At 48.2% G+C, this 25,182-nt stretch carries 16 protein-coding genes; 14 read left to right on the top strand and 2 right to left on the bottom strand.

Features of this window, described 5'->3' with window-relative positions; genetic code table 11:
* Nucleotides 1-27: 27 nt before the first annotated feature.
* A complete protein-coding gene (locus P5G61_RS08875; RefSeq protein ID WP_301246128.1) occupies nt 28-5,223 on the top strand; it encodes a rhamnogalacturonan lyase family protein in 5,196 nt (1,731 codons plus the stop codon).
* 343 nt (nt 5,224-5,566) lie between these two features.
* Complete coding sequence (locus P5G61_RS08870) at nt 5,567-5,743, top strand: aspartyl-phosphate phosphatase Spo0E family protein (protein ID WP_024629767.1); 177 nt, start codon at nt 5,567-5,569, stop codon at nt 5,741-5,743.
* Between the two features lie 120 nt (nt 5,744-5,863).
* On the opposite strand, the gene P5G61_RS08865 is transcribed toward P5G61_RS08870, so the two are convergent.
* Complete coding sequence (locus P5G61_RS08865; protein WP_301246127.1) at nt 5,864-6,793, bottom strand: response regulator; 930 nt, start codon at nt 6,791-6,793, stop codon at nt 5,864-5,866.
* 382 nt (nt 6,794-7,175) lie between these two features.
* On the opposite strand from P5G61_RS08865, the gene P5G61_RS08860 reads away from it, so the two are divergent.
* Nucleotides 7,176-8,594, top strand: coding sequence for an alanine/glycine:cation symporter family protein (locus P5G61_RS08860; RefSeq protein ID WP_301246126.1), 1,419 nt, complete (start codon nt 7,176-7,178; stop codon nt 8,592-8,594).
* A 238-nt stretch (nt 8,595-8,832) separates the two neighbouring features.
* Entirely contained in the window at nt 8,833-9,525 is a 693-nt protein-coding gene (locus tag P5G61_RS08855; protein WP_301246125.1) for a Crp/Fnr family transcriptional regulator, read from the top strand.
* Between the two features lie 119 nt (nt 9,526-9,644).
* On the opposite strand, the gene pepT is transcribed toward P5G61_RS08855, so the two are convergent.
* Nucleotides 9,645-10,883 carry a peptidase T gene (gene pepT, locus P5G61_RS08850; RefSeq protein WP_301246124.1) on the bottom strand — a complete coding sequence of 413 codons (1,239 nt, stop codon included), beginning with the start codon at nt 10,881-10,883 and terminating at the stop codon, nt 9,645-9,647.
* 308 nt (nt 10,884-11,191) lie between these two features.
* Here pepT and P5G61_RS08845 point away from each other — a divergent pair, with 308 nt between their 5' ends.
* The 10 genes from P5G61_RS08845 (at nt 11,192) to P5G61_RS08795 (ending at nt 24,919) form a co-directional block, all read left to right on the top strand.
* Nucleotides 11,192-11,386 (top strand): tautomerase family protein, encoded by a 195-nt coding sequence (locus tag P5G61_RS08845; RefSeq protein WP_079348050.1) that lies wholly within the window; start codon nt 11,192-11,194, stop codon nt 11,384-11,386.
* A 42-nt stretch (nt 11,387-11,428) separates the two neighbouring features.
* A complete protein-coding gene (locus tag P5G61_RS08840; protein ID WP_301246123.1) occupies nt 11,429-12,463 on the top strand; it encodes an NADH:flavin oxidoreductase/NADH oxidase in 1,035 nt (344 codons plus the stop codon).
* Between the two features lie 427 nt (nt 12,464-12,890).
* A complete protein-coding gene (locus P5G61_RS08835; protein ID WP_435874099.1) occupies nt 12,891-13,313 on the top strand; it encodes an SRPBCC family protein in 423 nt (140 codons plus the stop codon).
* Nucleotides 13,314-13,541: 228 nt separating this feature from the next.
* Nucleotides 13,542-16,637, top strand: a complete 3,096-nt coding sequence (locus tag P5G61_RS08830; RefSeq protein WP_301246122.1) for an ATP-binding protein — start codon at nt 13,542-13,544, stop codon at nt 16,635-16,637.
* Between the two features lie 99 nt (nt 16,638-16,736).
* Nucleotides 16,737-17,897, top strand: coding sequence for a response regulator (locus P5G61_RS08825; RefSeq protein WP_301246121.1), 1,161 nt, complete (start codon nt 16,737-16,739; stop codon nt 17,895-17,897).
* 27 nt (nt 17,898-17,924) lie between these two features.
* A complete protein-coding gene (locus P5G61_RS08820) occupies nt 17,925-19,277 on the top strand; it encodes a cryptochrome/photolyase family protein (protein WP_301246120.1) in 1,353 nt (450 codons plus the stop codon).
* Between the two features lie 301 nt (nt 19,278-19,578).
* Nucleotides 19,579-20,754: an acyltransferase gene (locus tag P5G61_RS08815; protein ID WP_024629778.1), complete on the top strand. Its 1,176-nt coding sequence runs from the start codon at nt 19,579-19,581 to the stop codon at nt 20,752-20,754.
* 400 nt (nt 20,755-21,154) lie between these two features.
* On the top strand, nt 21,155-22,819 hold the full coding sequence (locus tag P5G61_RS32050; RefSeq protein WP_435874097.1) for an HNH endonuclease: 1,665 nt from the start codon (nt 21,155-21,157) through the stop codon (nt 22,817-22,819).
* A 277-nt stretch (nt 22,820-23,096) separates the two neighbouring features.
* Nucleotides 23,097-23,756, top strand: a complete 660-nt coding sequence (locus tag P5G61_RS08800) for a TVP38/TMEM64 family protein (RefSeq protein WP_301246119.1) — start codon at nt 23,097-23,099, stop codon at nt 23,754-23,756.
* 89 nt (nt 23,757-23,845) lie between these two features.
* Entirely contained in the window at nt 23,846-24,919 is a 1,074-nt protein-coding gene (locus P5G61_RS08795; protein ID WP_301246118.1) for a DUF1835 domain-containing protein, read from the top strand.
* Nucleotides 24,920-25,182 lie beyond the last annotated feature (263 nt).

Genomic DNA, 25,182 nt, shown 5'->3' with positions numbered 1-25,182 from the left:
GATGAGGAAACGAAAGGATGGGTGTTCATGATCGCGAAGACGCGGCAAGTTGGCTTGGTTTTGCTCCTATGGGTATTTACCATTTCCAGTCTGGGGTGGGGGAGCCTGTTTGGCACACCAACAGCAAGTGCAGCCGTATCGGCTGATGAAGCTGCGGGAGGAGGCACTTATAAATTTGACTTTGGTTCAGGAGCTGTTGCGAATGGATATACAGGCGTGGACGCAGCGTCTGCATATTCCAAGGAACGTGGCTATGGATTCACCGATGTGTCCAAGGTAACGGTGCAGGATCGGGGTATAAGTGATCCGATCAAATCGGATTTTGCCACAATTGCTGATGGGAGCGGATTTAAGGTAGATCTGCCGAACGGTGACTATACCGTCTCCTTTGTCGCTGGTGACAGTGCAGGCAGCACGGATATTGCGATCAAAGTGGAGAGCATGAGCAAGGTTCAACAGAACACCAAGCCAGCGGGTGAATATCTGGAGATGAGCTTCGATATTGCACTGGTGGATGGGCAGATGAACTTTGAATTCTCCGGAAAGGCCGCCAATATCAATGCACTTGTGATCACCAAACAGCAGGAACGCGAAGCAGGTAACAAACCTGCTGTGTACCTTGCAGGTGACTCCACGATGCAGACCTATAACCCATATTGGGAACCCCAAGCGGGTTGGGGGCAAATGTTCCCGTCCTTTTTCAGTGATGCCGTGGAGATTAAAAACCATTCCATCGGTGGACGCAGTTCCAAATCCTTTATTTTTGAAGGCCGATTGGATGAAATTCTGCGCCTCATTCGTCCGGGAGATTATCTGTTCGTGCAGTTCGGACACAATGATGCAACGATCAGTGTTCCTGACCGCTATGCTTCACCCGCCGATTACAAAAACTATCTGAAAACCTACATAGACGGCGTGCAGCAGCGGGGAGCTACGCCAATTCTGGTAACGCCCATGGGTCGTAGGGACTTTAACGCAGACACAGGCAAGTTCAATGTGTCCTTCCCTGAATATGTGCAGGCGATGAAGGAAGTAGCTTCGGAGAAAAATGTGAAGCTGATCGATCTGAGCGCACTCAGCATTGCGTACTATGATTCCATTGGACCGGAAGCGACATTGTCTGTCTTCCTCCATGTATCACCAGGTATCTATCAGGCGTTCCCGAATGGGGCAACGGATAATACCCACTTCCAGGAATACGGAGCGATTCAGATCGCCCGTCTGGTTGCAGGTGCGGTTCGCGATCTGGACCTGCCCTTATCGGAAGCGGTCCAGGATGCCGAAGTTCCGGTTGAATTGCCAGCCAAACCTGCAGGGTTGAAGGCAGGCAGCATCAGCAACGCCGGAGCGGTATTGAAGTGGACGGCAGATGACACCGCAGACATCTACAAAGTGTACCGCAAACTTTCAACAGAGCCGGAATCTGCCTACAAGCTGGCAGGAACGGCAACTGTACCTACTTTAACGCTGAGCGGTTTGGTTGAAGGCAATTCGTACACAGTTCGAGTAACCGCTGTGAATGGCCGTGGGGAATCCGATCCTTCAGATGAAGTCAGCTTCACCACCAAGTCGGCAACGTATCGATATGACTTTGGCCCGGCAGGTTCTCCAGTCGCAGAAGGGTATACGGAAGTCAATCGGAATACGCTGTATACGCCAGAACGTGGTTATGGCTTAACGTCTTCGGCCAATATGGCGGATCGGGATCGTGGCAGTGCGACGGATAACCTGCGTCGTGACTTCGTGATCTATTTTAACGGCTCATATGAATTCAAAATCGATCTGCCGAATGGTACCTATTCGGTCAAGACGTACACGGGGGACTGGATTGGTTCAGCAAAAACCAACATTAACATCGAAGGCAAAGATTATGGAACCGTATCTTCCGGTGCCAAGAATATAGCCGAAAAAGTGATCAACCAGATTACTGTCCAGGATGGGCAGATGAATCTGCTCTTCAGTGGGGCTACGGCGCATCTCAACGGACTTGAGATAACACCTGTATTGGTGGCCCCTTCCCATCTGAAACTGGATGGGCTCGATCTGGAGAGTGATCCGATCACTGCTGCATTGTCATGGGACGCTATTATGGATGACGTACAGTATAAGGTATACCGTCAGTCAACTGGGGCGGCCAAGGCCGAGTTGCTGGCAACTACGGATACATCAACTTATACCGATAACAAGGTCGACCTGGGCATGGATTATGTATACACGGTAACGGCTGTGGATCGTACAGGTACAGAATCGGTAGCCTCCAACGCATTGTCTGTATCCACGATTGATTCATCTGTAGACAAGGCAGAGGTTCCCTCAGGTCTGTCGTTACAAAGCATCAACAAAAATGACGTCTCCTTCCGTTGGACGGAATCAGCAGGAGCGCGTGCATATCAAATCTATCGTGCTGTGAAGCAGGATGGGCCGTATGATCTAATCGCTCGCACCAAGGAGACGGCATACACAGACTCCACCATTCTCAGCACGATTCCTTATTTTTATAAAGTGGCGTCTGTGAATGCGGGTGGGGTATCCGAACTGTCGACTGTACTCGAAACACCTGTAGCAACGACGCTGAATCGTGAAATGGAATATCTGGACCGTGCTCCGGTCGCTGTAAAAACAGAGAACGGCAACTATATTGGCTGGCGCATGCTGGGCCTGGATGCCGAGACGATTGCTTTCAATCTGTATCGGGATGGTGTGAAGCTTAACGATGAACCGATAACGGGAAGCACCAACTTTACGGATGTGGAAGGCACGGATACATCCAATTACCGTGTCATGACGGTACAAAACGGCATTGAAAAAGCGGCAACGAAGGAATTCGGCGTTTGGCAGGAGCAATATCTGTCTGTACCTCTGCAAAAGCCTGCCGATGCATATACGAAAGACGGACAGCCGTATTCGTATTATGCGGGTGATGCCAGCGTGGGCGATGTCGACGGGGATGGCGAATATGAGATTGTTCTGATGTGGTCGCCAAATAACGGTAAGGATAACTCGCAATCCGGCTATACCGGTATTGTCTATATGGATGCCTACAAGCTGGATGGAACAAGACTCTGGCGCATCAATATGGGGCCGAATATTCGTGCGGGTGCGCACTACTCTCCATTCCTGGTCTATGACTTTGATGGCGACGGCAGAGCTGAACTGATGATGCGTACCGCAGATGGTACTATCGATGGACTGGGGAAAGTCATTGGTGACGCCAATGCAGACCACCGGAACAGTTCGGGCTACGTCCTGCTTGGTGATGAATTTTTGACGGTGTTCGACGGTGAAACCGGGGCTGCCCTGGATACGGTAGAATATGATCCGCCGCGTGGAGATGTAGCTTCATGGGGCGATGGCTATGGAAACCGGGTGGACCGCTTCCTGGCAGCAGTGGCGTATCTGGACGGTGAACATCCAAGTGCCATGTTCAGCCGTGGATATTATACCCGCACCGTGCTTGCGTCCTATAATTTCCGAGATGATAAGCTGAGCAAAGTATGGCGTTTCGACTCCAATGATGAAGGTTACGGCGAATACGCAGGCCAAGGTAACCATAATCTCTCGGTTGCAGATGTGGATGGCGATGGTAAGGATGAGATTACATTTGGCGCAATGGCTATTGATGATGATGGCAAACCGCTCTACAATACAAAGCTCGGTCATGGCGATGCCATGCATCTGAGTGATCTGGATCCGACTCGTCCAGGATTGGAAGTGTTCGACGTACACGAACATAAAGATTCGCAGTACGGTATGGAAATGCGTGATGCCGCTACAGGAGAGATTCTCTGGGGTGTATTTACAGGCATTGATACCGGACGCGGCATGGCTGCTGATATTGATCCGAATTATCCGGGATCGGAAGTGTGGGCCGCGACGATCACCAATGCTGAACATATTCCAATCACCGGACTCTACAGTGCTCAGGGTGAACTGATCACGACGAAGATTCCATCGTCCACGAACTTCGGCATCTGGTGGGACGGTGATCTGCTGCGTGAGCTTCAGGACGATATTCGTATCGACAAGTGGGATTATGCGAACCAAACGACAGTGAATTTGCTGACGGCAACAGGCGCGGCTTCGAACAATGGCACCAAAGCCAACCCGAGTTTGCAAGCTGACCTGTTTGGTGACTGGCGTGAAGAAGTGATGTGGCGCAGTCAGGACAGCTCGGAATTACGTATTTATACGACGACAGATGAGACGGATGTGCGTATTCGCACGTTAATGCATGATCCGGTCTACCGCCTTGGGGTAGCTTGGCAAAATGTAGCCTATAACCAGCCGCCACATACCGGCTTCCATCTGGGAGTAGGCATGGAGCAGCCAGCGGCACCGAATATTCGTTATGTAGGTGCTCCGCAAGAAACAGAAGATACGACACCTCCGGTGATTACCGGCATGCCTGCGGAACAGATGAGTGAAGAGGATATACTTCGAGTTGGTGTGAAGGCAGAAGATCCGGAGTCTGGAATCACTCGTCTGGAATTGACTTGGGATGGTGAGGTCGTAGAACAGGGTGATGAGATTGCGCTGGCGGGTCTGGTGGGAAAACACATCTTTGCAGCCAAGGCAGTTAACGGCGCGGGGCTCATCACCGAGCTTTCCGTGGAAGTGACGGTCATTGCCGCAGACCAAGCCACAGGGGCACCAGGTGTACCTGCCTTGTCCGACGATAACCAGCATGGAGACGGTTTAGCGGATGGAACATACACCATCACGATGAATATGTGGTGGGGGAATAACGGAACACAGTATAAATTGTATGAGAACGGTGAACTGATCGATACCCAGAAGCTCGCGGCCTCAAGCCCTTCTGCCCAAAAAGCATCCACGGATATTTCGGGCAGAGCAAACGGTACGTATGTGTATACTTGCGAACTGATCAATTCAAAGGGAACGACCGAATGTACTCCCCATACCGTAACTGTGCGTGATGCAGCGCCAGCAAAACCGGTGCTCTCTCATGACAATTGGGATGGAGATGGAAACTACACCGTTACGATGAATATGTGGTGGGGCACAAATGCCACCTCCTATCGTCTGTATGAGAACGGTCAAGAGATCGACAGCCAACCGTTGACTGCTGCATCCCCGAATGCACAGACAGCAACAGTGGCGATCAACGACCGCGCACCTGGAGAGTATAAATACGTTGTGGAATGGATCAATGAAAGTGGATCGGTTTCCAGTGAATTGATTACAGTGAAGGTCACGCATTAATTAAACTGATCAAATGATGAAGCACCTCTCTATCGATATAGGGTAACCCCTTGGGTAGCCTGTAGATCGAGAGGTGCTTTTTTGTTTTTTAACATACACAATAATGACACAACTGTTTGATTATGAAGGTAGTGGGGGAAATTTGCTTGTAAACTTACAATCTTACCTTCAATAAGGCGCTCCAGAGCCATTTGTGGATCGCCCTCTAGAGATGGTATCAGTGACTATCAAAATTTGGAGAAGGATACAAAACATCCATGCCAACTATGCCATATGTTAATCCAACTATAGATTGACAGGAAAACCTAAAATGTAACACAGAAATAAGGAGGGATCAGACGCGATGGTTATGAGTTTGGAATTGAAAAATCAAATAGAGAAAGCCAGACATAACCTTCATATGTTGGTAGAGCATAACGAGGGCAGATTTGGACATCCCGATGTGCTTCAGCAGTCCATGGTACTGGATGAATTGATTAATGAGTATAATCGAATGAACTTAAGCAAGCCAAGGGCTTGATGGATATAGATGCACTTTTAGGCAATTATGCGCGCATGATAATAGCTGGAATAGACAGCAGGAAGAACGAATGCTGAATCAATTCCAGTACGATCATACGCGCATATTTTTTGTTACTATTTAATGCAACAACCGCTTGGCTTCCAGATACAGCACCTGAACGAACTTTTTCGTATTAATGCGGGTCTGGGACAAGGAGGGCTCCACATTGTTTTGCAGTTCCAGCATTTTTTTGCGAATTTCCGTAAAATCAAAGAACTTTGACGCGTAATTCTCAAACTTAGGATGGGTATAATCTGTGAGACCGAGCGATACGACATGGCTTAATGTTTGGAAAATGGCACGGCGTACGCGCTGTTCGGATGCTTTGATCTCCTTTGTCACTTCCGCTGGTGAAGCATCGGCACCCAATTTGCGCAGGGCAACATTCTGGAAGATATCCTTAAGTGACGGGAACGTGTATGGAGAGAGCTTATGTTCCTCGGTTTCAATCTGCTCCAGGTATTCCAGCATGTCCAGCAGATCTCTGCTGCCGGCTTCCCCGATCATGCCCATCTCGGATAGCAGGAAATGTCCTGCCGTCGTAATTGTTTTGTCGGGAACCGGTGTTGCATTACGATCGGAAGATTGCAGTCTGGAGAGTCCCTGCAGTGTACGTTGAATATCTGCGATGGATTGCTGCATGCGCAGACGTTCGTCCACCAGTCGCAGAACAGACAGAATCTCCAGCCGATTGATCGGCTTCGTAATATAATATTCAATGCCAAGCGAATAGGCTTCCCCAATCATATTTTTCGATTCGATCTGGGAGATCATCACGATCTTGCCATTGAACCTTCCTTCAAGCGCACGTATGGTCTGAATCCCGTCTCGCTGCGGCATGAGCAGATCAATTAGCAGTACATCCACCTTGTGCAGCTCCAGTAGTTCGGCAGTAATATGAGCTCCATCCTCTGCTTCTCCCGCAATGTCTCCAAGCCCCTCATCTTCAATGATATCCATTAGCATAGATCGAACACCAGGATCATCATCCACAATAAAATAACGCATTTCAATGACCTCCTTTCTGATGAAGTCGTTATGAGAAAAATGTATGGGTGAAGACGATTTATCCTGCTTTTAATGTCCTCTATTATCATACTTGGTTGTATATCCCGATGTGAAGACCCGTATATGCTGACCAATATGTCAGATAAAGTAACAGTGAATGGATAAACGTTGCTTTTTTATAAAAAAATTTAAATGATTCTGTGTAGGTATTTGTCGATTTCCGTAGATGCCCCTGTAGTATAAGTAACATCCGAAAATGTGGATTCCGAGATGTGCAGAATGGTACAAACGATGCTCTATGAAGTAGTATGAGAGTTTTTCGCTCAGTCATGCAGCCGGGAAACACTTTTTAATGAACCATCAACGAAAAGGGGCATTGCCAATGGAGCAAACAATACAAGATATTATTGCAGTTTTCAATGATTTTCTGTGGTCCAAGCTGTTAATCATATTGTTGGTGGTATGTGGTCTGTATTTTACGACCAAGACCCGGTTCATGCAATTCCGCATGATTGGAGATATGGTGAAAGTGCTCAGGGAGCCGAGAAGTAAAGAGCCTGGAAAAATTTCGCCGTTTCAGGCCTTCTGTATCAGTATGGCAGCCCGCGTAGGTACCGGAAATATTACCGGTATTGCACTGGCAATCGCGCTGGGGGGACCCGGGGCTGTGTTCTGGATGTGGGTAATCGCAATCTTCGGATCAGCCTCCAGTTTTGTAGAGAGTACACTTGCTCAAATTTATAAAATCAAAGATAAGGGCGGATTCCGCGGGGGTCCGGCTTATTATATGGAGCGTGGCCTTGGGAAACGCTGGATGGGAATTTTGTTCGCGATTCTCATTACATTGTCGTTCGGTTTGGTCTTTAATGCGGTGCAGTCCAACACGATTACGGTGGCATTCAAAAATTCATTCGGCATCGATCGGTTGACCGTGGGTATTATTATGGCCGTTGTGTTTGCTGGAATCATTATGGGCGGTGTTAAACGGATTGCCAAGGCGTCCGAATATATCGTCGTTGTTCTTGCTGTGCTGTACATTGGCGTGGCTGCATTTGTTGTTCTATCGAACATCACCCAGCTTCCGGCCATGATTGCGTTGATTGTGAAAAATGCCTTCGGTATTGAACAGGTCGCTGGCGGTACACTTGGAGCTGCGCTGATGAATGGTGTCAAACGTGGCTTGTTCTCCAATGAAGCAGGTATGGGTAGTGCACCGAACGCTGCGGCTACGGCGCATACTACACATCCGGTCAAACAAGGACTTATTCAGGCATTGGGCGTGTTGACCGATACGTTGGTCATTTGTACAAGCACAGCCATGATTATTTTGTTATCAGGCGTATACAAAGGCTCGAATTTGGGTGGAATTGAATTGACCCAAGCGGCATTAAGTGTGCATATTGGCTCATGGGCGTCCGGATTTTTGGCAGTTATGGTGTTTCTGTTTGCTTTTAGTACGCTCATCGGGAATTATTACTATGGGGAAACCAATATTGAGTTTATCAAATCCAGTAAAGGTTGGCTGTGGGTATATCGTGTCTGTGTCATCGCGATGGTGCTTTTCGGTGCTGTTGCCAAGGTACAGCTGGTATGGGATCTGGCCGACCTGTTTATGGGGCTGATGGTGGTGGTGAATCTCATTGCCATCCTGATGCTGTCCAAGGTGACATTTGATGCGTTGAAGGATTATAAGAAGCAAAAAGCCGAAGGGCGTGACCCGATCTTTACGCGGGACCGTATTCACATTCCGGGTGAAGTGGAGTGCTGGGAGTCTGAGGCCGAGGTAGTAGGAAGAAAATGAAATGAAGCTGCCAAATAACAAAGGAATAACAGATTTAGATGATTTAGATAAAACACAAGATACACTTACAGCACGATAAAAAGAGGGCTTGGAAACTCCATCATGGGACTTCCAAGTCCTCTTTGTTATATGAGCATTTGGTATAATACGCAGAAGGCCGCTCAGGCTTCTTCTTTATCGGATAAAAGGACCTGGGTCCATTAGTAGACGGTTAAATTTCATTGGGGGTTAATCCGAGATGAGAGAAATCATGGACTTTGAATTGCTGCGTCAGCTTGCGCGGGCGCATGGCCTGGATCAGGTGCTCGATGATCCTGCGCTTGCTGAATTAAGGTTACTTGAAGCCTCCAAAGGCGAGATTATATGTGCCAAAGGTGAACGCCCCGAGCGATTGTATTTTCTCGTTCAGGGTAAGCTCAAGATTTATACAACGCTGCCAAACGGTAAGTCTTTGTTGCTTCGTTTCAGCATGCCACCTGCACTGGTAGGTGATCTGGAGCTGGTTAATGGCAAGGAAGCCAAAAACACGGTGGAATCCGTCAACAAGAGCCTGCTGCTCGGTGTAAGCTATCGCTATCTCAAGAATACATATGCGGAGAATCCGAAGTTCCTCCATTTTATGCTTAGTCATGTGACCCACAAGTTGTATACCTTCTCGAATCTGTCGAGTCTCAATCTGCTATATCCGGTCGAGAGCCGCTTTGCGAGTTATCTATTGTCCACGATGGAGCAAGGGGAGCAAGTCACCGAAGAAATCCAGACCTCCAAGCTGACAGAGCTGGCAGATATGCTGGGCACGAGCTATAGACACTTGAACCGGGTCATCCATGATCTCTGCGACCGTGAAATCATCCGCAAAGAACAGCGCAACATGGTCATCTGCAATCTGAATCAGCTGCGTGAAATTGCCGGAGGCAATATGTACGAATAAATAAGGGACACGGAACGGCAAAAGACACCCTCAGCTTGTCATATGAAAGAGGGTGCCCGTGCCTTCACCTGTTGGTGAATGATCCATTTTAATTGGCGTACTGCAGCTATATGCTTCGATTAAACATCTCCGCGCTGTTCGAATAATTGAGCAATTTCCACGATGACTTGTGTGGCTTTCACCATATTATCAACCGATACATATTCAAACTTGCCGTGATAGTTCTCTCCGCCAGTGAAGATGTTGGGTGTAGGCATACCCATGTACGAGAGCTGGGAACCGTCTGTTCCTCCACGAATCGGACGGATGACTGGCTCGATATCCAGGCGGGTCATCGCTTCATGTGCAATATCGACGATCTGACGCACAGGTTCGATTTTCTCACGCATGTTATAGTACTGATCATTCAATTCAATGGAAATGCTTTTCTCTCCATATTTGCTCTTTAACTCGTCCACGACACTCAACAAATACGCTTTGCGTTCCTCAAACTTCTCCCGATCGAAATCCCGGATGATGTAGCTCATCTTGGTCAATTCGACGTCTCCCTCGATGGATAACAGATGATAGAATCCTTCATACCCCTCTGTGAATTCAGGAGCTTCCTCTGCAGGCAGACGGCGGTTCAACTCCATCGCAATTTTGGTGGAATTGACCATCTTATTTTTGGCTGTTCCCGGGTGCACGTTGGTTCCCCGTACTGTGATTTTGGCAGCCGCCGCGTTGAAACTTTCGTATTCCAGCTCGCCGAGCGGTCCACCGTCCACCGTGTAGGCATATTTGGCTCCAAAAGCAGGAACATCGAACTTATGCGGCCCGCGGCCAATCTCTTCATCCGGGGTAAAAGCGACGCGAATCTTCCCGTGTTTCACTTCCGGGTGTTCAATCAAATAGGCCATCGCCGTCATGATCTCGGTAATGCCTGCTTTGTTATCCGCACCAAGCAGTGTTGTGCCGTCTGTTGTGATCAGGGTGTGACCTTTATATTCACGCAGTTCCGGGAAATCGGTGGTGGATAACACCACATCCAGTTCCTGATTCAGTACAATATCTTGTCCATTATAGTTGTCGATCACCTGTGGTTTTACATCTTTGCCTGTAAAGTCGGTCGCTGTATCCAGGTGAGCGAGGAAACCGATCACAGGAACATCCTTGTCTGTATTGGATGGCAGTGTAGCCATCACATAGCCGTTCTCATCCATCGTCACTTCCTGCAAACCAATGGATTTGCATTCTTCAACAAGGTATTTACCCAAGACCAGTTGGCCTGGTGTGGAAGGGCAGGTTTCACTGTTTTCATCAGATTGCGTATCCATTTGAGCATAGGTTGTGAGTCTTTGAATTAAAATATCTTTCACCAGTAATCGCTCCTTTGGCTTCGGTTTATTATATAAGTTGAACCACTTATTTTACACTGAAAAACTATGAGGTCTGTTTTCGTGTAACCGTTAGATACAACTTATATAAAGTGGGTATATTATTTCCAGTATGTCTGTATGGCTATCATATCATGTTTTGGGTCCATTTCGAGTTGTGCTGGACGCATCGGAGGAAAGAAAAGACAAACTAGGTATCAAAAAGGGTACTATCTCACAAAAAAGTACGTACTTGTTTTTCTGTAGGTAAAGTTCATAATAATCAATAATAAAAGGATGTGAATTTAGCCATGCCATTTATAACCGTTAAAGTGCTGGAAGGCAAGACGACGGAGCAGAAACGCCAGTTGATTGAACGGATGACCCAAGTGGCTTGTGAGACACTGGACGTCGATCCGAGCAACGTATTCATTTTCATTGAGGATCTGGAGAAGAGTAACTACGGCAAGAATGGAAAGCTATTTTCCGATCAGCAAAACAAGTAAACGCCTTAACATATACCATATTGAATAGGAGATGTACCTGAAATGACAGAGAAATTATTTTCCCCGTTTCAAATTAAGGGGCTTCAATTAAATAACCGTGTCGTCATGGCGCCAATGTGCCAATATTCCGTAACTGCCAAAGACGGTATTCCGAATGATTGGCACCAGGTTCACTATGTAAGCCGTGCCGTTGGCGGTACTGGATTGATCGTGATTGAGATGACGGATGTTGATCCGGACGGACGTATCACCGATAATGACCTGGGCATCTGGTCGGATGAACACATTCCTGCCTTTGCCAAGCTGGTGGATGGTATTCACGCTTATGGCTCCAAAGTGGCGATTCAGATTGCGCATGCTGGACGTAAAGCAGAGGATGCGGCTCAGCCCGTAGCTCCGTCGGTGGTTACCTTCCCTGGAGAGAGCTTCAATACGCCGCACGCTTTAACTACAGAGGAAACACAAGCGATGGTGCAGAAGTTTGCGGACGGAGTACGCCGTGCAGTAGCTGCCGGGGTCGATACCATTGAGTTGCATGGTGCGCATGGTTACCTCATTCACCAATTCCACTCTCCGTTGATGAACCATCGTGAGGATGTGTACGGACAGGATCTTTCCCGTTTTGGCGTTGAAATTATCCGTGCAGCGAAAAAAGAAATGCCGGAAGATATGCCGCTGATTATGCGGATTTCGGCCATAGAATACGCCGATGGCGGGTATGACATTGATCATACCATCGAAATGTCTCGTGCCTATCAGGCAGCCGGCGTGGACATGTTCCACATCAGCTCCGGTGGTGAAGGATCTTCCGGACAACGTAAACCGGGAAACTACCCTGGTTACCAGGTTCCATTTGCCCGTCGTTTCCGTGAAGAATTGAACGTTCCTGTTATTGCGGTAGGTATGCTTGAGGATTCAGCTCTGGCTCAAGCGGTTATCGGCAACGGTGATGCAGATTTGGTTGCCGTTGGCAGAGGCATGCTGCGCGATCCGTACTGGGCTACTCATGCAGCTCTGGAACTCGGCGTCAGCAAAGATAAAGCGGCTATTGCAGAGCAGTATTCCCGCGGATACTGAGCTTAATTAGAACATTTATATAAATGCAATTGAAAAGGGATGCCCTACAAGTCATGAACATGACGGAGGGCATCCCTTTTTAGTGTGATTACTTTGTAACGAACCGAGCAAACGCTAATTCGTTAAACTTTGCAGTCCACCCGAATGCTCTCCTATTGAGGTGATATACTGTTTATCCCTTCCGGCAACGGTTGGAATTGGATTTTTCGGAGCAGACTAACATAGGAATCACGCACCTTTATGTAATATGTTCCAATTATAGGTTTGGTTTGAAGGGTTGGTCAACAGAATACCTGTTGTTAGCTGAATATATTTGACACTCATCACTTAATTTCGAACAATAAGTTAAAAGGGCATTTTGCATAATCCCATGAGCGGTCAAATGGAAAGATGAAAAATGCTGATATAGATCTAGGAGGCGATTCGAATGGAATCTTCAAGTGCATTGCCGGATATTCGGGAACAATTGTTGCTTCACGCGCCTGTGGAGAAGGTATGGGGAATCGTATCAACATCGAAAGGCCTGGAATCGTGGTTTATGCCGAGCAATCTGGAGCCAGTGGAAGGGCATGAATTTATATTGGAGGCAGGACCCTTCGGAAAATCACCATGCAAGGTCACGGAGGTTCAGCCGCCACACAAGCTGTCATTCCAATGGGGTAAGGACTGGACACTAACATTTGAACTGACGGAGCAAGGACAAGATACAGATTTTACATTGATTCACAGTGGCTGGGATGCCGACAAGCTGACTGAATTTGGACAAGCTCATGCCATGGTTCGTGAACGGATGGAGCAGGGCTGGGCAGGAATTGTACAGAAACTGGCTCAAGTGGTTGGGCAAGCGTAAGAAAAAGGAAGAAGTACAACAGAGAAGTAAAGCAGATGGTCGCAATTTCAAATAAGTCACAGGTCTTACTCCGGTCTGCATTCCGGTAGTTAAGCCTGTGGCTTTTTTGGTTTTAAAATATCATAGAAGAACTATTTCCGTCCGCAACAGAAACGTGTAACATGGAGTTATAGATATAAAACGACAAAATTAGACGTCTCTCGCGATGGAGGCGGAAGGATTACATAGATGAGAAAACACTGGATTATGCTCACCATTAGCTTTATATGTATTGTTGTCTTTCCTCTAGGATCCATTGTACAAACGTTATTTTCCGAGCGCGGAAATCCTCATGGGAGGGACGGGGTCCTGGATCTGACACGCTGGGATTTCGACAGGCAGGGGGCTGCATCCCTGAATGGTACGTGGGATTTCTATCCGGGGCAATTGTTGGCACCCGTTGACTTTGAGGCGCATTTATCAGGACGCAAGCCCCTCTCCGAGCCTTTACCTATCCATGTCCCATCCCGCTGGAATGGGACTATGGGAGAGGCGCATGGGTATGGGACCTATCATTTGCGTGTTCGAATTCCCCCAAGAGCAGAGAAGAATGATTATGGGATACGTACCCAAAATATTCGTATGGCCCATCGGATATTTATAGATGGCAAAGAGATTGGCGGCAAAGGGCTGCCAGGCACAACGCAAAATACGGATATTCAGCTCAATTTGCCTTTTACGGGATTTACCTCCATAGAAGGCAACGTTGCAGATATTATCATTCAGGTATCCAATTACAGCTACTCGTCTGGCGGCATCATTGCATCCGTTTTGTTCGGGGACGAGCACAGCATTCTGAAAAGCCAACAGCAGGACTGGCTCCAGGACCTGATGACCCTGTTCGGATTTATTCTGCCAGCTGCCTTCTTCCTGATGCTTTTCCGGCTGCGACGCAGTGAAAAAGAGCTTCGGTATCTGGGATTATTCAGCCTGTCCGGTGCGATGTACGCTTTGACTCATGGAGAGAAGTTGCTGGGGACACTGTTACCATTCCTGCCGAATAATGAATTTCTGCGGATTCAATTAATTAGCGCGGCTCTTGCGTATTATTACTTGCTTCGTTATATGGATGCGCTTGTACCTGGAGCGGTCCATTCATGGTTTGTTCGCTTGGGTGTGGTTCTGGTACTAGTCCAATGCGCGGTGGGTCTTATATTGTCTCCTGTTCTGTTCTCTATGCTGGAGCTGCCTATGCTGCTGATTTCAATTGTGGTCATTGGTTACACGTTGCGAGCCATGCTCCATTGGCTGAAAAAGCGACCGAATGATGGTCATTTTGTCCTGATGAGCATGATGAGTATATTTATGGTGGTTGTGCTGCACACCGTGGGTGCTTTCACCACGGTGGATACGACATTTCTTGCGCTGTACGAGCTGCTGCTATTTGTTTTTGCACAGATGATTCTAACAGCGATCCGGTTCGCACAATCATTCCGTGAAGTTGAAGCGTTGTCTGAACGTTTGCTTGCCATCGACAGTCTCAAGGATGAGTTTATGGCGAATACGTCCCATGAACTGAGAACTCCCCTGCATGGCATCATTAATATTGCGCAATCGATGCTGGAAGGGGCGGCCGGGGCGGTAACATCCAAGCAGGCCAAAAATCTGTCCATGATCACGTCAACTGGAAAGCGGCTTTCGCTGCTGGTAAACGATATTCTGGATTTTTCCAAGCTCAAAAATGGTGAAATTGAATTAAAACGGAGTGCTGTTGATCTCGAATCGGTTGCTCGAACAGTCGTTGAAGTCTCTGGTTTTACCTTTGAGGACAAACCGATTGTGCTGATTCAACAATGGCCTCCGGCGTTACCGTTGGTTGAGGCCGACGAGGATCGACTAAGACAGATTCTGTACAATCTGTTGGGCAATGCGTATAAGTATACGAAGCAAGGGGAAATTCGGCTGTATGCCCGTGTGGATGGAGCTCTGGTGACGGTATCTGTTGCGGATACGGGGGTTGGAATTGCTGCAGATAAACTGGAAGACATATTTCAGTCTTACGAACAGGGCAACGGAACAAGTGAGAGGGTTAACGGGGGAACTGGCCTTGGGCTGAGTATCACTCGCAAACTGGTCGAGCTTGGCGGAGGGACCATCTGGGTAGAATCGAAGCCGGGTGAAGGTTCGACCTTTCATTTCACTCTGCCCATTGTTCAATTTCCGCTGCTGCAGGCAAGTTCGAGACCTGTTGCAGCCCAATATGTAGCTGCTCAAGAAATAAGAGCACAGGATACGGCTGCAATCGATTGGGATGAGACAGATGAGATTGTGGAAGCTGAACATACCATTCTAATTGTAGATGATGATCCCGTGAACCGACAGGTCCTGTTCAACCTGTTATCGACAGAACGATATCGTGTCATTGCAGCGGATAGTGGGGCTGCGGCATTAAAACTGCGTGAAGAACACCCATCCATTGCTCTTGTCATTACCGATTGGATGATGCCGCAAATGTCCGGGCTTGAGCTATGTCGCAAGCTGCGGGAGAGCAGTTCCCTGTCCGAACTGCCCATACTGATGCTGACGGCTCGCGGGATGCCTGAGGACATCAAAATGGGATTCCAGGCAGGAGCAAATGACTTTCTGAGCAAACCTGTGGATGCAGGTGAACTGCGTGCCCGGGTACGGACGTTAATTGAGATGCGTACCTCGGTACAGGAGGTTGTTCGCACGGAAATGGCTTTTTTGCAGGCTCAGATCAAACCGCACTTTCTATATAATGCGCTCAACGTCATTATTGCAACATGCGCTGTCAATCCGGACAAAGCGACCGATCTGCTTATTGAACTGAGCCAATACCTGCGGGGAAGTTTCGACTTCCAGAACCGCGACCAACTGGTTCCGCTTGCCAAGGAACTGGAATTGGTGGAGTCCTATGTACATCTGGAGCAGGCAAGGTTTGAGGAACGTTTGGTAGTTCATTATGATGTAGACCCGGATGTGCGTCTGTACCTGCCACCGCTCAGTATTCAACCGCTTGTGGAGAATGCAATTCGACATGGGGTGATGGCGCGTGCTGCAGGCGGTACGGTTAACCTTGGCATTCTAAGGGAAGGTGAGCACATTGTCATTCAGGTTCAGGATGATGGAGTGGGCATACCCCCTGAGCGTTTGGCTCAGGTACATTCCGGGCGCACGGAAGGTCCTGGAGGTGTAGGGCTGCAGAATATAAATCGGCGTCTGTTGTCCTTGTATGGTCACGGACTGGAGATTCAGAGCCATTCGGGAAAAGGAACGATAATACGATTCCGCATACCTGTGAAGGAGGGGCTCATCTCCAAATAATAAGCCTGTTGAGTTGAATCTGGTTAAAAAAGGAATAAGCGGATGCCAGTATACGCGGTATTCCCATTGAATATTTCATGGCAGGAGGCTGGAAGAGCGATGAAAGCCATTGTAATCGATGACGAGAAACCGGCGCAGCTTCATCTGGAGCGCCTGTTACGATCGGATGGGCGGATTATTCCCGTGCAGTGTTTTTCGACAGCCCGTGCCGGTCTGGATTTTCTGGCAAATGAGCGTGTGGACGTTGTGTTTCTCGACATTGGCATGCCGGAAATGAATGGACTGGAAGCGGCTGAATATATACAGCAATTGGACAGCAGTATTCGCATTATATTTGTAACGGCTTACGCCGATTATGCGGTTGATGCCTTTGAGCTTGAGGCGCTGGATTATGTGCTGAAGCCGGTAAGTTCAGTGCGACTTGCCAAAACGATTGATCGCATTGCTGCAGGAATGATATCGTCAACCTCTCACGTTGCTGCAACTGCTGAGGATCAGGAACTTGAGGCCGTGGGAGTGGATACCCATGTACCTGGATTGCTTACTTTCAAACATCTGGATATCTACAGAAGCCTGGACCCAGAAGCACAGAAGCACAAGTGGCGCACAGCCAAATCGCAGGAACTGTTTGCGTTTTTGTTTCACCATAGAGGGGATTGGGTAAGCAAAGAGATTCTGCTCGATCAGTTGTGGGCAGATGTCTCACAAGAGAAAGGCCTAACGCATTTGCATACTTCCGTATATCAGATCCGCAAACTGCTAAAGGAATGGAGCATGACAGGCAAGCTGGAATACAACATGAACCGTTATCGTCTGTTATCGGGTAATCTGGTCAGTGATGTAGAGCAATTCGAGCAAAGGACAGCATACGCTGCCGTTACGTCAGACAATGTGGATCAGTTGAGGGATATTATCCCGCTCTATCGTGGTGATTATCTGGAGGAGCATGATTATCGCTGGGCTCAATCCAAAGTGAGAGATCTGAGACGTAAATATGTGGGGCTGGTTATGGATATCGCCGAATGGGACATGAAGCATGGACGTGGCAAGGAAGCGATAGAGCAATTGAGCGAACTACAGGAACGGGAGCCCTATGCCGAGGAGATCTGCCGATTAATGATGAGAGTATATGCATCCATGGATGATCAACAAGCCATACTCAGAATATATCATTCATTTACGCTGACCCTGCTTGAGGAACTGGGACATCAACCGGAGTCGGAGACAAGCAGACTATATGAAGAATTAACGGCAAAGTAGGCAGAAGTTCACGCAGGAGGATGAAGCATGAAGTTATTCATACATCGCAAAGATTTGCGTACAGATGATCTGGTCGCATTCGATTATTTGCGGAATCAGGATGCGGAGAGTCTGCATGTGCTCATTTATGATCCTTTTCTGCTGCGGCAGGGGCGTGATCAGGAACATAGCGGAGTGAACTTTCTAAAGCATGCTGTAAAGCTTGGTAAGCGGTATCGGGAATCAGGCCGCAAGCTGCACGTGGCTTATGGCAAACCAGCTGAGGTGATTGATTACATCCTCGAACAAATGCAAAGTCGTGTAGATGAAGTCATTGTTCATCGGGATATGACCCCGTATGCAATCGAACGGGATCGTGGAATACGCAAGGTAACCGAGGAACGAGATGTCACATTTACGCAGCTGACGGACCATTTGCTGATGGACCTGCCGGGGTTCGCTGATTTTACGGGCAAGTCGGAGCCATATAAAGTTTTTGCCGCTTTCCACCGGCGCTGGGTGGAATTCATGAATGAGCATCCCAATCCAGCATCAACCACTACGGTTGCGGATATGAAGGTCAGTGATCAGCAGATAGAGTGGCCGGAGACCTTCCAGGTACCCCCACATTTGCTGGCATTTAATAGTTCAGATTTGAATGATCCTCATCTCGTATTGGACTGCTTTCTGTCCGACAGGATTACCGACTACGGAGACCATCGGGATGAATATGAAGCATATGAACCGAGCCGTCTCAGTTCTTATGTAGCTGTGGGAGCTGTATCCATCCGCAAGATGTATGATGCTGCGAAACGCACGGACTATTCGGACGAATGGATCAGACAATTGTGCTTCCGTGACTTCTACCTGTATCGGGCAGTGTATGAGAGTCATTATTTTACATATGAGAAAAGTTACGATCTGTCGCCGCTCAGCGATTACTACTTCGAACGGTGGTGCAAGGGCGAAACGGGCATTCCGATTATCGACGCAGCGATGACGGAACTGAATGAGACGGGACATATGCCGAATCGGCTTCGTATTCTGACCGCGATGTTTCTTACCAAAAATCTGCAATGCCCGTTTACGCTGGGTGAAGCGTATTTCAGACGTAAGCTCAGTGACTATGACAACATTCAAAACCGGGGCAACTGGCTGTGGTGTGCATCACTTGGAGAGAATGCAGCTCCATACTTTCGGGTGAACAACCCCGTGACACAGTCAGAGAAGTATGATTCTCAAGGCGATTATATCCGCAAATGGCTGCCTGACCTGAAGGATTTGCATAGCAAAGAGATTCATCAGCCCCGCCAGGATGCGATTGTTGATCTGAAAACATCCCGTCAGTCGGCTATTGATGTTTATAAACACATTCTGGCGAGTCGTCAGACCAGTGGTTAAGAAGCTCACCTTAATATATAGGTTTATATAGCAAAGATGCATTTTAGTATTGGAGTTTACCATTTTCATCCCTGTGACCCAACATTATTTTGGACCCACAGGAACATGCTCACAGGCCGCGTCATAGCGGTCTTTTTTACATATATAGACATGAGAAGACGGTGAAAATTGTTGAAAATTTAGGAACTTTTAAGAAATTGGACTACCCTTCTTAAGCTTTATGCCTTTTAATAGATAGTGAGCTTATCGTACTAAGTCACATTAGACATATCAACGAACATAGTAAGGAGAAACGCTAATTATGAGTGAAACCATCAAAAGAGAGCGAATTCCAGAGCTGAATCTCGTACGGGCAATGGCCATCATCGGCGTGCTGTGTGTGCATTCCACTTCATACGCTACGGTGGACATGACAGGTTCAGGGTATTACTGGCTGTACAATTTTATTAATATTTTTATGAAATATGGTACACCCACGTTTATTTTCATGAGCAGTTTTGTGCTGTTCTATAACTATTATTCTCGCCCGCTCGATAAGAAGCTGGTTAGTAACTTTTACAAAAAAAGATTTGTTTATATTTTGCTGCCGTATTTCATATTTTCATTAATGTATTTTGTGATTCTGCACTTCACGCATTATCAGGGCCGTCCGTTCGGTGAATCAGCCGTAAGTTTCATAACGAAACTGTTCACGGGCAAGGCGTATACGCATCTGTACTTTGTATTTATTAATATGCAGTTCTATCTGTTATTCCCGTTGGTCTTGTGGCTGCTCAAGAAATATCCCTCAGTCGTCAAATGGTCAGTACCGATTGGGCTGCTCATTCAGTGGGCATTTATCGTAAGTAACAAATATGGATTCCAGGTGCCGAACAAGGGAAGCTGGGCATTCTCGTACTTCTCCTATTTCATGCTGGGTGCTTTTATCGGGGTTTATTTTCCGAAGATTAAACAATGGTTTGTCATTAGTCGGGCCAATGCAACTAAAGCTCGTGTAGTTTCATGGATTGTGCTGTGGGCAGTATGGATTTTTGCCGGACTCGGTCATGTGTACATTTATTATCTGCTGCGCATGAAGATTGCGACCTATAACACGCTGTGGTATGAGTTCTTCTGGAACTTGCATACGTTCGCCTGTGCGCTGGTGCTCATTCAGATTGCGTACCTGCTCTATCGCAAAGGACCATCGCTGATCGTCAAGCCGCTCAATCGGCTGGGGGCACTGTCCTTCGGTATTTATCTGATCCATCCATTTTTCCTGCTGGTCTATCGGAACTTCCCACCACAAACCGGGGTTTCCTGGTTGATCCACCTGTGGTACGCCGGAGGTTTTGGTGTGGCGTTAATTGCATCGTGGATTGTGGTTGGACTCACGGCAAGATTCATTCCGTTTGCATGGGTGATTTTCGGCAATTTGCCCAAACCCAAGCCGCGTCTGGTACCGCAACAAAACTCGGGACAACTCGACGTTCGTTAAAAAATATTTATGCCAACACAGGAATAATAAACCGTTTCTTGGTCGACCATTAGGGTTGAGCGGGGAACGGTTTTTTGGTTGCTGGTTGGATTCATTATGGGGAACGGATGTTTCTTTTTCATACGCGAAGGGTAATGAGAAGGCGGAACACCATTTAAATAATTTGATAAGCAGAGAACTTTAAGAACAGGATTAAGGTGAGAACAATGACAACATGTGAACAATGCGGGAAACCGATGCAAGATATATTGGAATACGTGGAACATATCCTTCACGAATGCGTGGGGCAGACGCAGGAGTACAAGACAAAAGATTATGAGACATCTGGCTATGAGTGTGTTAGCGAGCAGATGTGATACAATAGAAAGAAACCGGATTCATACGGAACCGAGGTGACAACATGGAGACGGGCTTGGCCCCTTTCCGGCAGGAAATGACGGAACATGAAGCGCAACTGACCAAGACATGTATGTATTGCGGGCAAAAGCGACCTTTGTCCGAATTTCGACGAAGAACCGGAAAGCGGGCTGGCCCCGGAGCCAGACGCGGCGCTTGTCGCCGCTGTCGTCAGCTCGGTGGACAAGCGGATAACGATAGTGCCCATAACGTCTCAATTCGGCAGACGGATGAGCATACGGGGAATCAAAATAGTGTCACACCAGCCCGGCGGCATATAGCTGCCGACGCTTCTGCGTCTGTAAAACACGCAGCAGACCTGATCGCTGATGCAGTGGACAGGGATTCAGGTTCTGTGTCTGCGTCAGATAGACGTATGGATGCTCAGCCTTCAGTAAATTCAACTTCTCCGAGAGAGCGGGACTCTGCTGACTATGGAGAAAATGTTGTCGCAGCTGCTGCTGTTACCCCTTCGTCTCCTTCAGGCAACAGGAAGAAGCGGAGAAGAAGGAGGAAAGCGAAGCGTACTGACGTGCATCCGGGTCATGAGCCGACGGAAGTGATTTCGCAGACGAACCCCGAGAGCGACATTGCAGATCTTCCACAGACCGATGTGCTTCAACAACAAGACAGGGATGCGCAGGTGCATACAGCGAGTGCTGATCCATCTGCGAAGCGTGCCCGCGCGCGCATAGCCGCTGGCACGGATCAGGCCGCCGAGCAGGAGATAACGGCGGCCAAGGCTCTGCTGCGGACCAAGCCGCAAGGCCCGGCAGCAGAGCCAGAAGCTGCGGATCAGCCGACCGCAGCCAAACGCAAACGCAAGCGGCGCCGCAAACGTGCTGCCGCGCTGCCGTCCGGCGCAGAACAGGCCCGCAGCATAGCTGAGGCCAGTGCGCCGGGCCTGAGCGACCGTGGCGATGCCAATACGGTCGCTGGACCCACAGCGGCAGCACGGCCTGCCGCTGCTGCACAGCCCGCGCCCGGCCAAGCATCGGGCGCGGCTATGGAGGCTGCGCCTCCTGCACCCGTGCGCCAGCCAGGCTCGCCCGGGTCGAAGCCGCGCCCGGCACGCAAGGAGCGTGCGCCCAAGGCGGGCAGCGAAGACACCGCCCGTGCCGGATCATCCGGGCAGCGGGCGCCTGCACATTCCAGCCGCAGTCACGGGGCTGGAACAGAAAGCCGTCCCCGCCGTCATACTCCGGCGGCTCCTGTAGCGATTGACCCGGAAGATCCGTCATCGCTTCGGACAAACCGGCAAGGCATGGTGCGCATGCGTGGCAAGACAGACAAAGGGCGGCGCTGGCATCAGGAAGTGGATATGGAGCTGGCGGTCACGCTGGTCAAGGAAAAGGCCGCTGTTGTAGTTAATCGGTACACGATCCGCCGATTGTTCAGTAACAAGGACTTCAAGCGGTTTATTTTGACTCGGGATAACTACACCTGTTATTTCTGTGGCTCGTACGGAGACACGATTGACCATCTTCTGCCGCGAGCCAAGGGTGGACATACCACTCCGCTCAATTGTGTCTGCGCCTGCAATCTGTGCAACCAGTCCAAAGCAGCGATGGATGCCGAGGAATTCATGCGTTCCGGTATTCCCGAGTGGAATGCTGCGCATCAGGAAGAGCTTAATGAATTGGCCATGCAGGAAGTTCAGCTAGAATAATTGTTAAGCGATACACTGCCCTGGGCTTGTTCCACAATCTGTTTCAGGCAGGGCATTTGATAAGGAGAGCACACCAAGACTGAACAGGTCCAGGTGTGCTTTTTTGTTTTTCAGCGCAGCGGGTGAAATTTCTTCAAATTGACAACGGTACAGCATTCATATGTACGTTATACTGGGGGGAGTGAGTAGAGATATTTCAGCATCCTTATATTCGAAAGCGGATTTGTTAACACACATCATAGAAGAAATATTGGACTTATAGATTGGAGGGAAGCAGATGACCCCGGCATCTTTGGACATCATGTCCTATATTACGGAAGAGAATATTCGTTTTTGGCTGGAGAAGTTTCGCTCCCTGGGCCCTTTACCGGGAATATTGCTTACCTTTACGAAATCGTTCGTGCCCCCGCTCCCTACATTGCTGATTGTTGGCGTTAACGGTGCGGTGTACGGGCTATGGGCAGGGTTTCTATATTCATGGATCGGGATGGTACTTGGCTGTACCGTTACATTCCTGATTGTTCGGGAGATTGGGAAATCGGCTTTTGTGGAACGTTGGGCGAGTAAACCCCGTGTGCAGCGCAGTATGGTATGGATTCGGCGGAATGCGTTCAGTTATGTGTTTTTGCTGAGTATATTCCCGGTCGGTCCGTTCGTCATCATCAATGTAGCGGCAGGTATCGCGCGGATGAGATTCATGTCCTTCCTGCTTGCGGTGAGCTTTGGTAAAGCCATTATGATCTTCTGTGTGACGTATATCGGTTCAAATGTAGCTCAGTTTATGGAGCATCCTGTTCGGTGGGGCGGCGTGTTGTTGTTTATTGCGGTATCGCTGTGGGCAAGCCGGAAATTGGAGCGTCATTTTACCCGTTCGTCATCAAATCGTGAGGAAATGGATGATCTGAGTCACTCCTCTGGAAAGTCTATTTCGTCGTAAAACTTAGGGGAATGCAAATACGTATGTTTGATTTTGAATGGTTTAATCGGAGATGGCCATCTGTTTAGAATGTTTATAGGGGGATAAGCATGATTGACAATGTCTTTGATTTTGATAAGGAGCTGCACCTTATGAATGAGGATGAGCTGCGTTCGTTATTGCGTACGCTCTATCTCAGCGCAGATATGGCAGTAAGTGATCAGTCAGTGGAAGAACATTCTGTTCATTTTGCAACGAAAATTCAGTCAATATTTAAGACATTGGACGAGAATCGGAACCGGGAGAAAGCTGAGCAACAGGCATTAAAGGCACAGAAACCACGTGAAATTCATATAGCGATTGGTGAATCGTCGCTTGGTAGCATTAAGGTTGCGATGGGCAAGGTTCCTGGCCGCTCGGAGCGGCGGTTTTTCTCTATGAATGACTACTATGCCATCGGTCCATTGGGCGATTTGACGAACAAGGCGGATTTGCACCGCAGGCATCTCTGGCTACTTGAGAAATTTTATTTGAGTGAGCATGGAAGTTATGCCGTTCAAGGCATGGATGAGCTGATACAATTAAACAGCGTAGTGAGTTCGATTGACGAAGATACGCGAATCACTATCTGGTATGCAAATAATGCTCATGAGAAAACGGGACTATTATATGCCATGTATTTGCTGCGTAACCGGCTTGCCCCTGTTTATTTGATCGAGACAAGTACTTTATATCAGGAATTATTTAATAATTCTGAAGTTCAGCATGATGTTCTTAGAACAGGTGAAATTTTTTCTGAGAAGTTGCTAGCGATGTGGCAACACTGCGTGAAAGCTGAACCGTTGTCTTTGGAGGAACGCAGACACATGGAGCAAGAGTGGTTGGATTTGGCTGTACAGCCTGGGCTTCTGCGCTTAATGAAGGATGGCGAGATTCAAAGCCTGCCCGAAGACGCGATTGATGAATACATTATGCAAAAAGCCAGAGAGCTTACGTTAATCAGACAGTCTGGTGAATTCATAAAATCAGCCCGTATTGTTGGTGAGGTGCTGGGCCATCTCGAACAAGCCGTCGGAGATGCCTTTATTGAATACCGAGTCCGACAGTTGATCATACAGGGACGGCTTGAGATGGAAGGGAATCCTCATGCCATGCGATTCTACAGCGTGCGGCTTCCCCAGTAACTGAAAAGGGGCTTTCCCATAAGTTATGGGCATGATGGGGGAGCCTCATTTTAGTCTCATTTTGATCTAATGAACCTAGTACACGCTATTCGCTCCCATTTGCTTAGTTCTGAGATGTAACGAATCACAGAGACGTTATTTCGTCGATTGGGGCGATTTCTAAGGTCTTTAGACCGTGCTGCACCGAAATAGCATTTCTGAAGTTCGTTAACATTTGTATTTCTTGAAAATTCGCAGTTTAGGGTGCGGTAGGTTCGTTAGCC

Source organism: Paenibacillus vandeheii, from assembly GCF_030433635.1.
Classification (GTDB): Bacteria; Bacillota; Bacilli; order Paenibacillales; family Paenibacillaceae; genus Paenibacillus; species Paenibacillus vandeheii.
Note: the sequence above shows the minus strand (reverse complement) of the source record. Positions and strands in the feature narration are given on the sequence as shown.

Coding starts and splice junctions, on each gene's coding strand:
- P5G61_RS08875 (WP_301246128.1), top strand. CDS start 28: ATGATCGCGAAGACGCGGCAAGTTGGCTTGGTTTTGCTCCTATGGGTA.
- P5G61_RS08870 (WP_024629767.1), top strand. CDS start 5,567: ATGGTTATGAGTTTGGAATTGAAAAATCAAATAGAGAAAGCCAGACAT.
- P5G61_RS08865 (WP_301246127.1), bottom strand. CDS start 6,793: ATGCGTTATTTTATTGTGGATGATGATCCTGGTGTTCGATCTATGCTA.
- P5G61_RS08860 (WP_301246126.1), top strand. CDS start 7,176: ATGGAGCAAACAATACAAGATATTATTGCAGTTTTCAATGATTTTCTG.
- P5G61_RS08855 (WP_301246125.1), top strand. CDS start 8,833: ATGAGAGAAATCATGGACTTTGAATTGCTGCGTCAGCTTGCGCGGGCG.
- P5G61_RS08845 (WP_079348050.1), top strand. CDS start 11,192: ATGCCATTTATAACCGTTAAAGTGCTGGAAGGCAAGACGACGGAGCAG.
- P5G61_RS08840 (WP_301246123.1), top strand. CDS start 11,429: ATGACAGAGAAATTATTTTCCCCGTTTCAAATTAAGGGGCTTCAATTA.
- P5G61_RS08835 (WP_435874099.1), top strand. CDS start 12,891: ATGGAATCTTCAAGTGCATTGCCGGATATTCGGGAACAATTGTTGCTT.
- P5G61_RS08830 (WP_301246122.1), top strand. CDS start 13,542: ATGAGAAAACACTGGATTATGCTCACCATTAGCTTTATATGTATTGTT.
- P5G61_RS08825 (WP_301246121.1), top strand. CDS start 16,737: ATGAAAGCCATTGTAATCGATGACGAGAAACCGGCGCAGCTTCATCTG.
- P5G61_RS08820 (WP_301246120.1), top strand. CDS start 17,925: ATGAAGTTATTCATACATCGCAAAGATTTGCGTACAGATGATCTGGTC.
- P5G61_RS08815 (WP_024629778.1), top strand. CDS start 19,579: ATGAGTGAAACCATCAAAAGAGAGCGAATTCCAGAGCTGAATCTCGTA.
- P5G61_RS32050 (WP_435874097.1), top strand. CDS start 21,155: ATGGAGACGGGCTTGGCCCCTTTCCGGCAGGAAATGACGGAACATGAA.
- P5G61_RS08800 (WP_301246119.1), top strand. CDS start 23,097: ATGACCCCGGCATCTTTGGACATCATGTCCTATATTACGGAAGAGAAT.
- P5G61_RS08795 (WP_301246118.1), top strand. CDS start 23,846: ATGATTGACAATGTCTTTGATTTTGATAAGGAGCTGCACCTTATGAAT.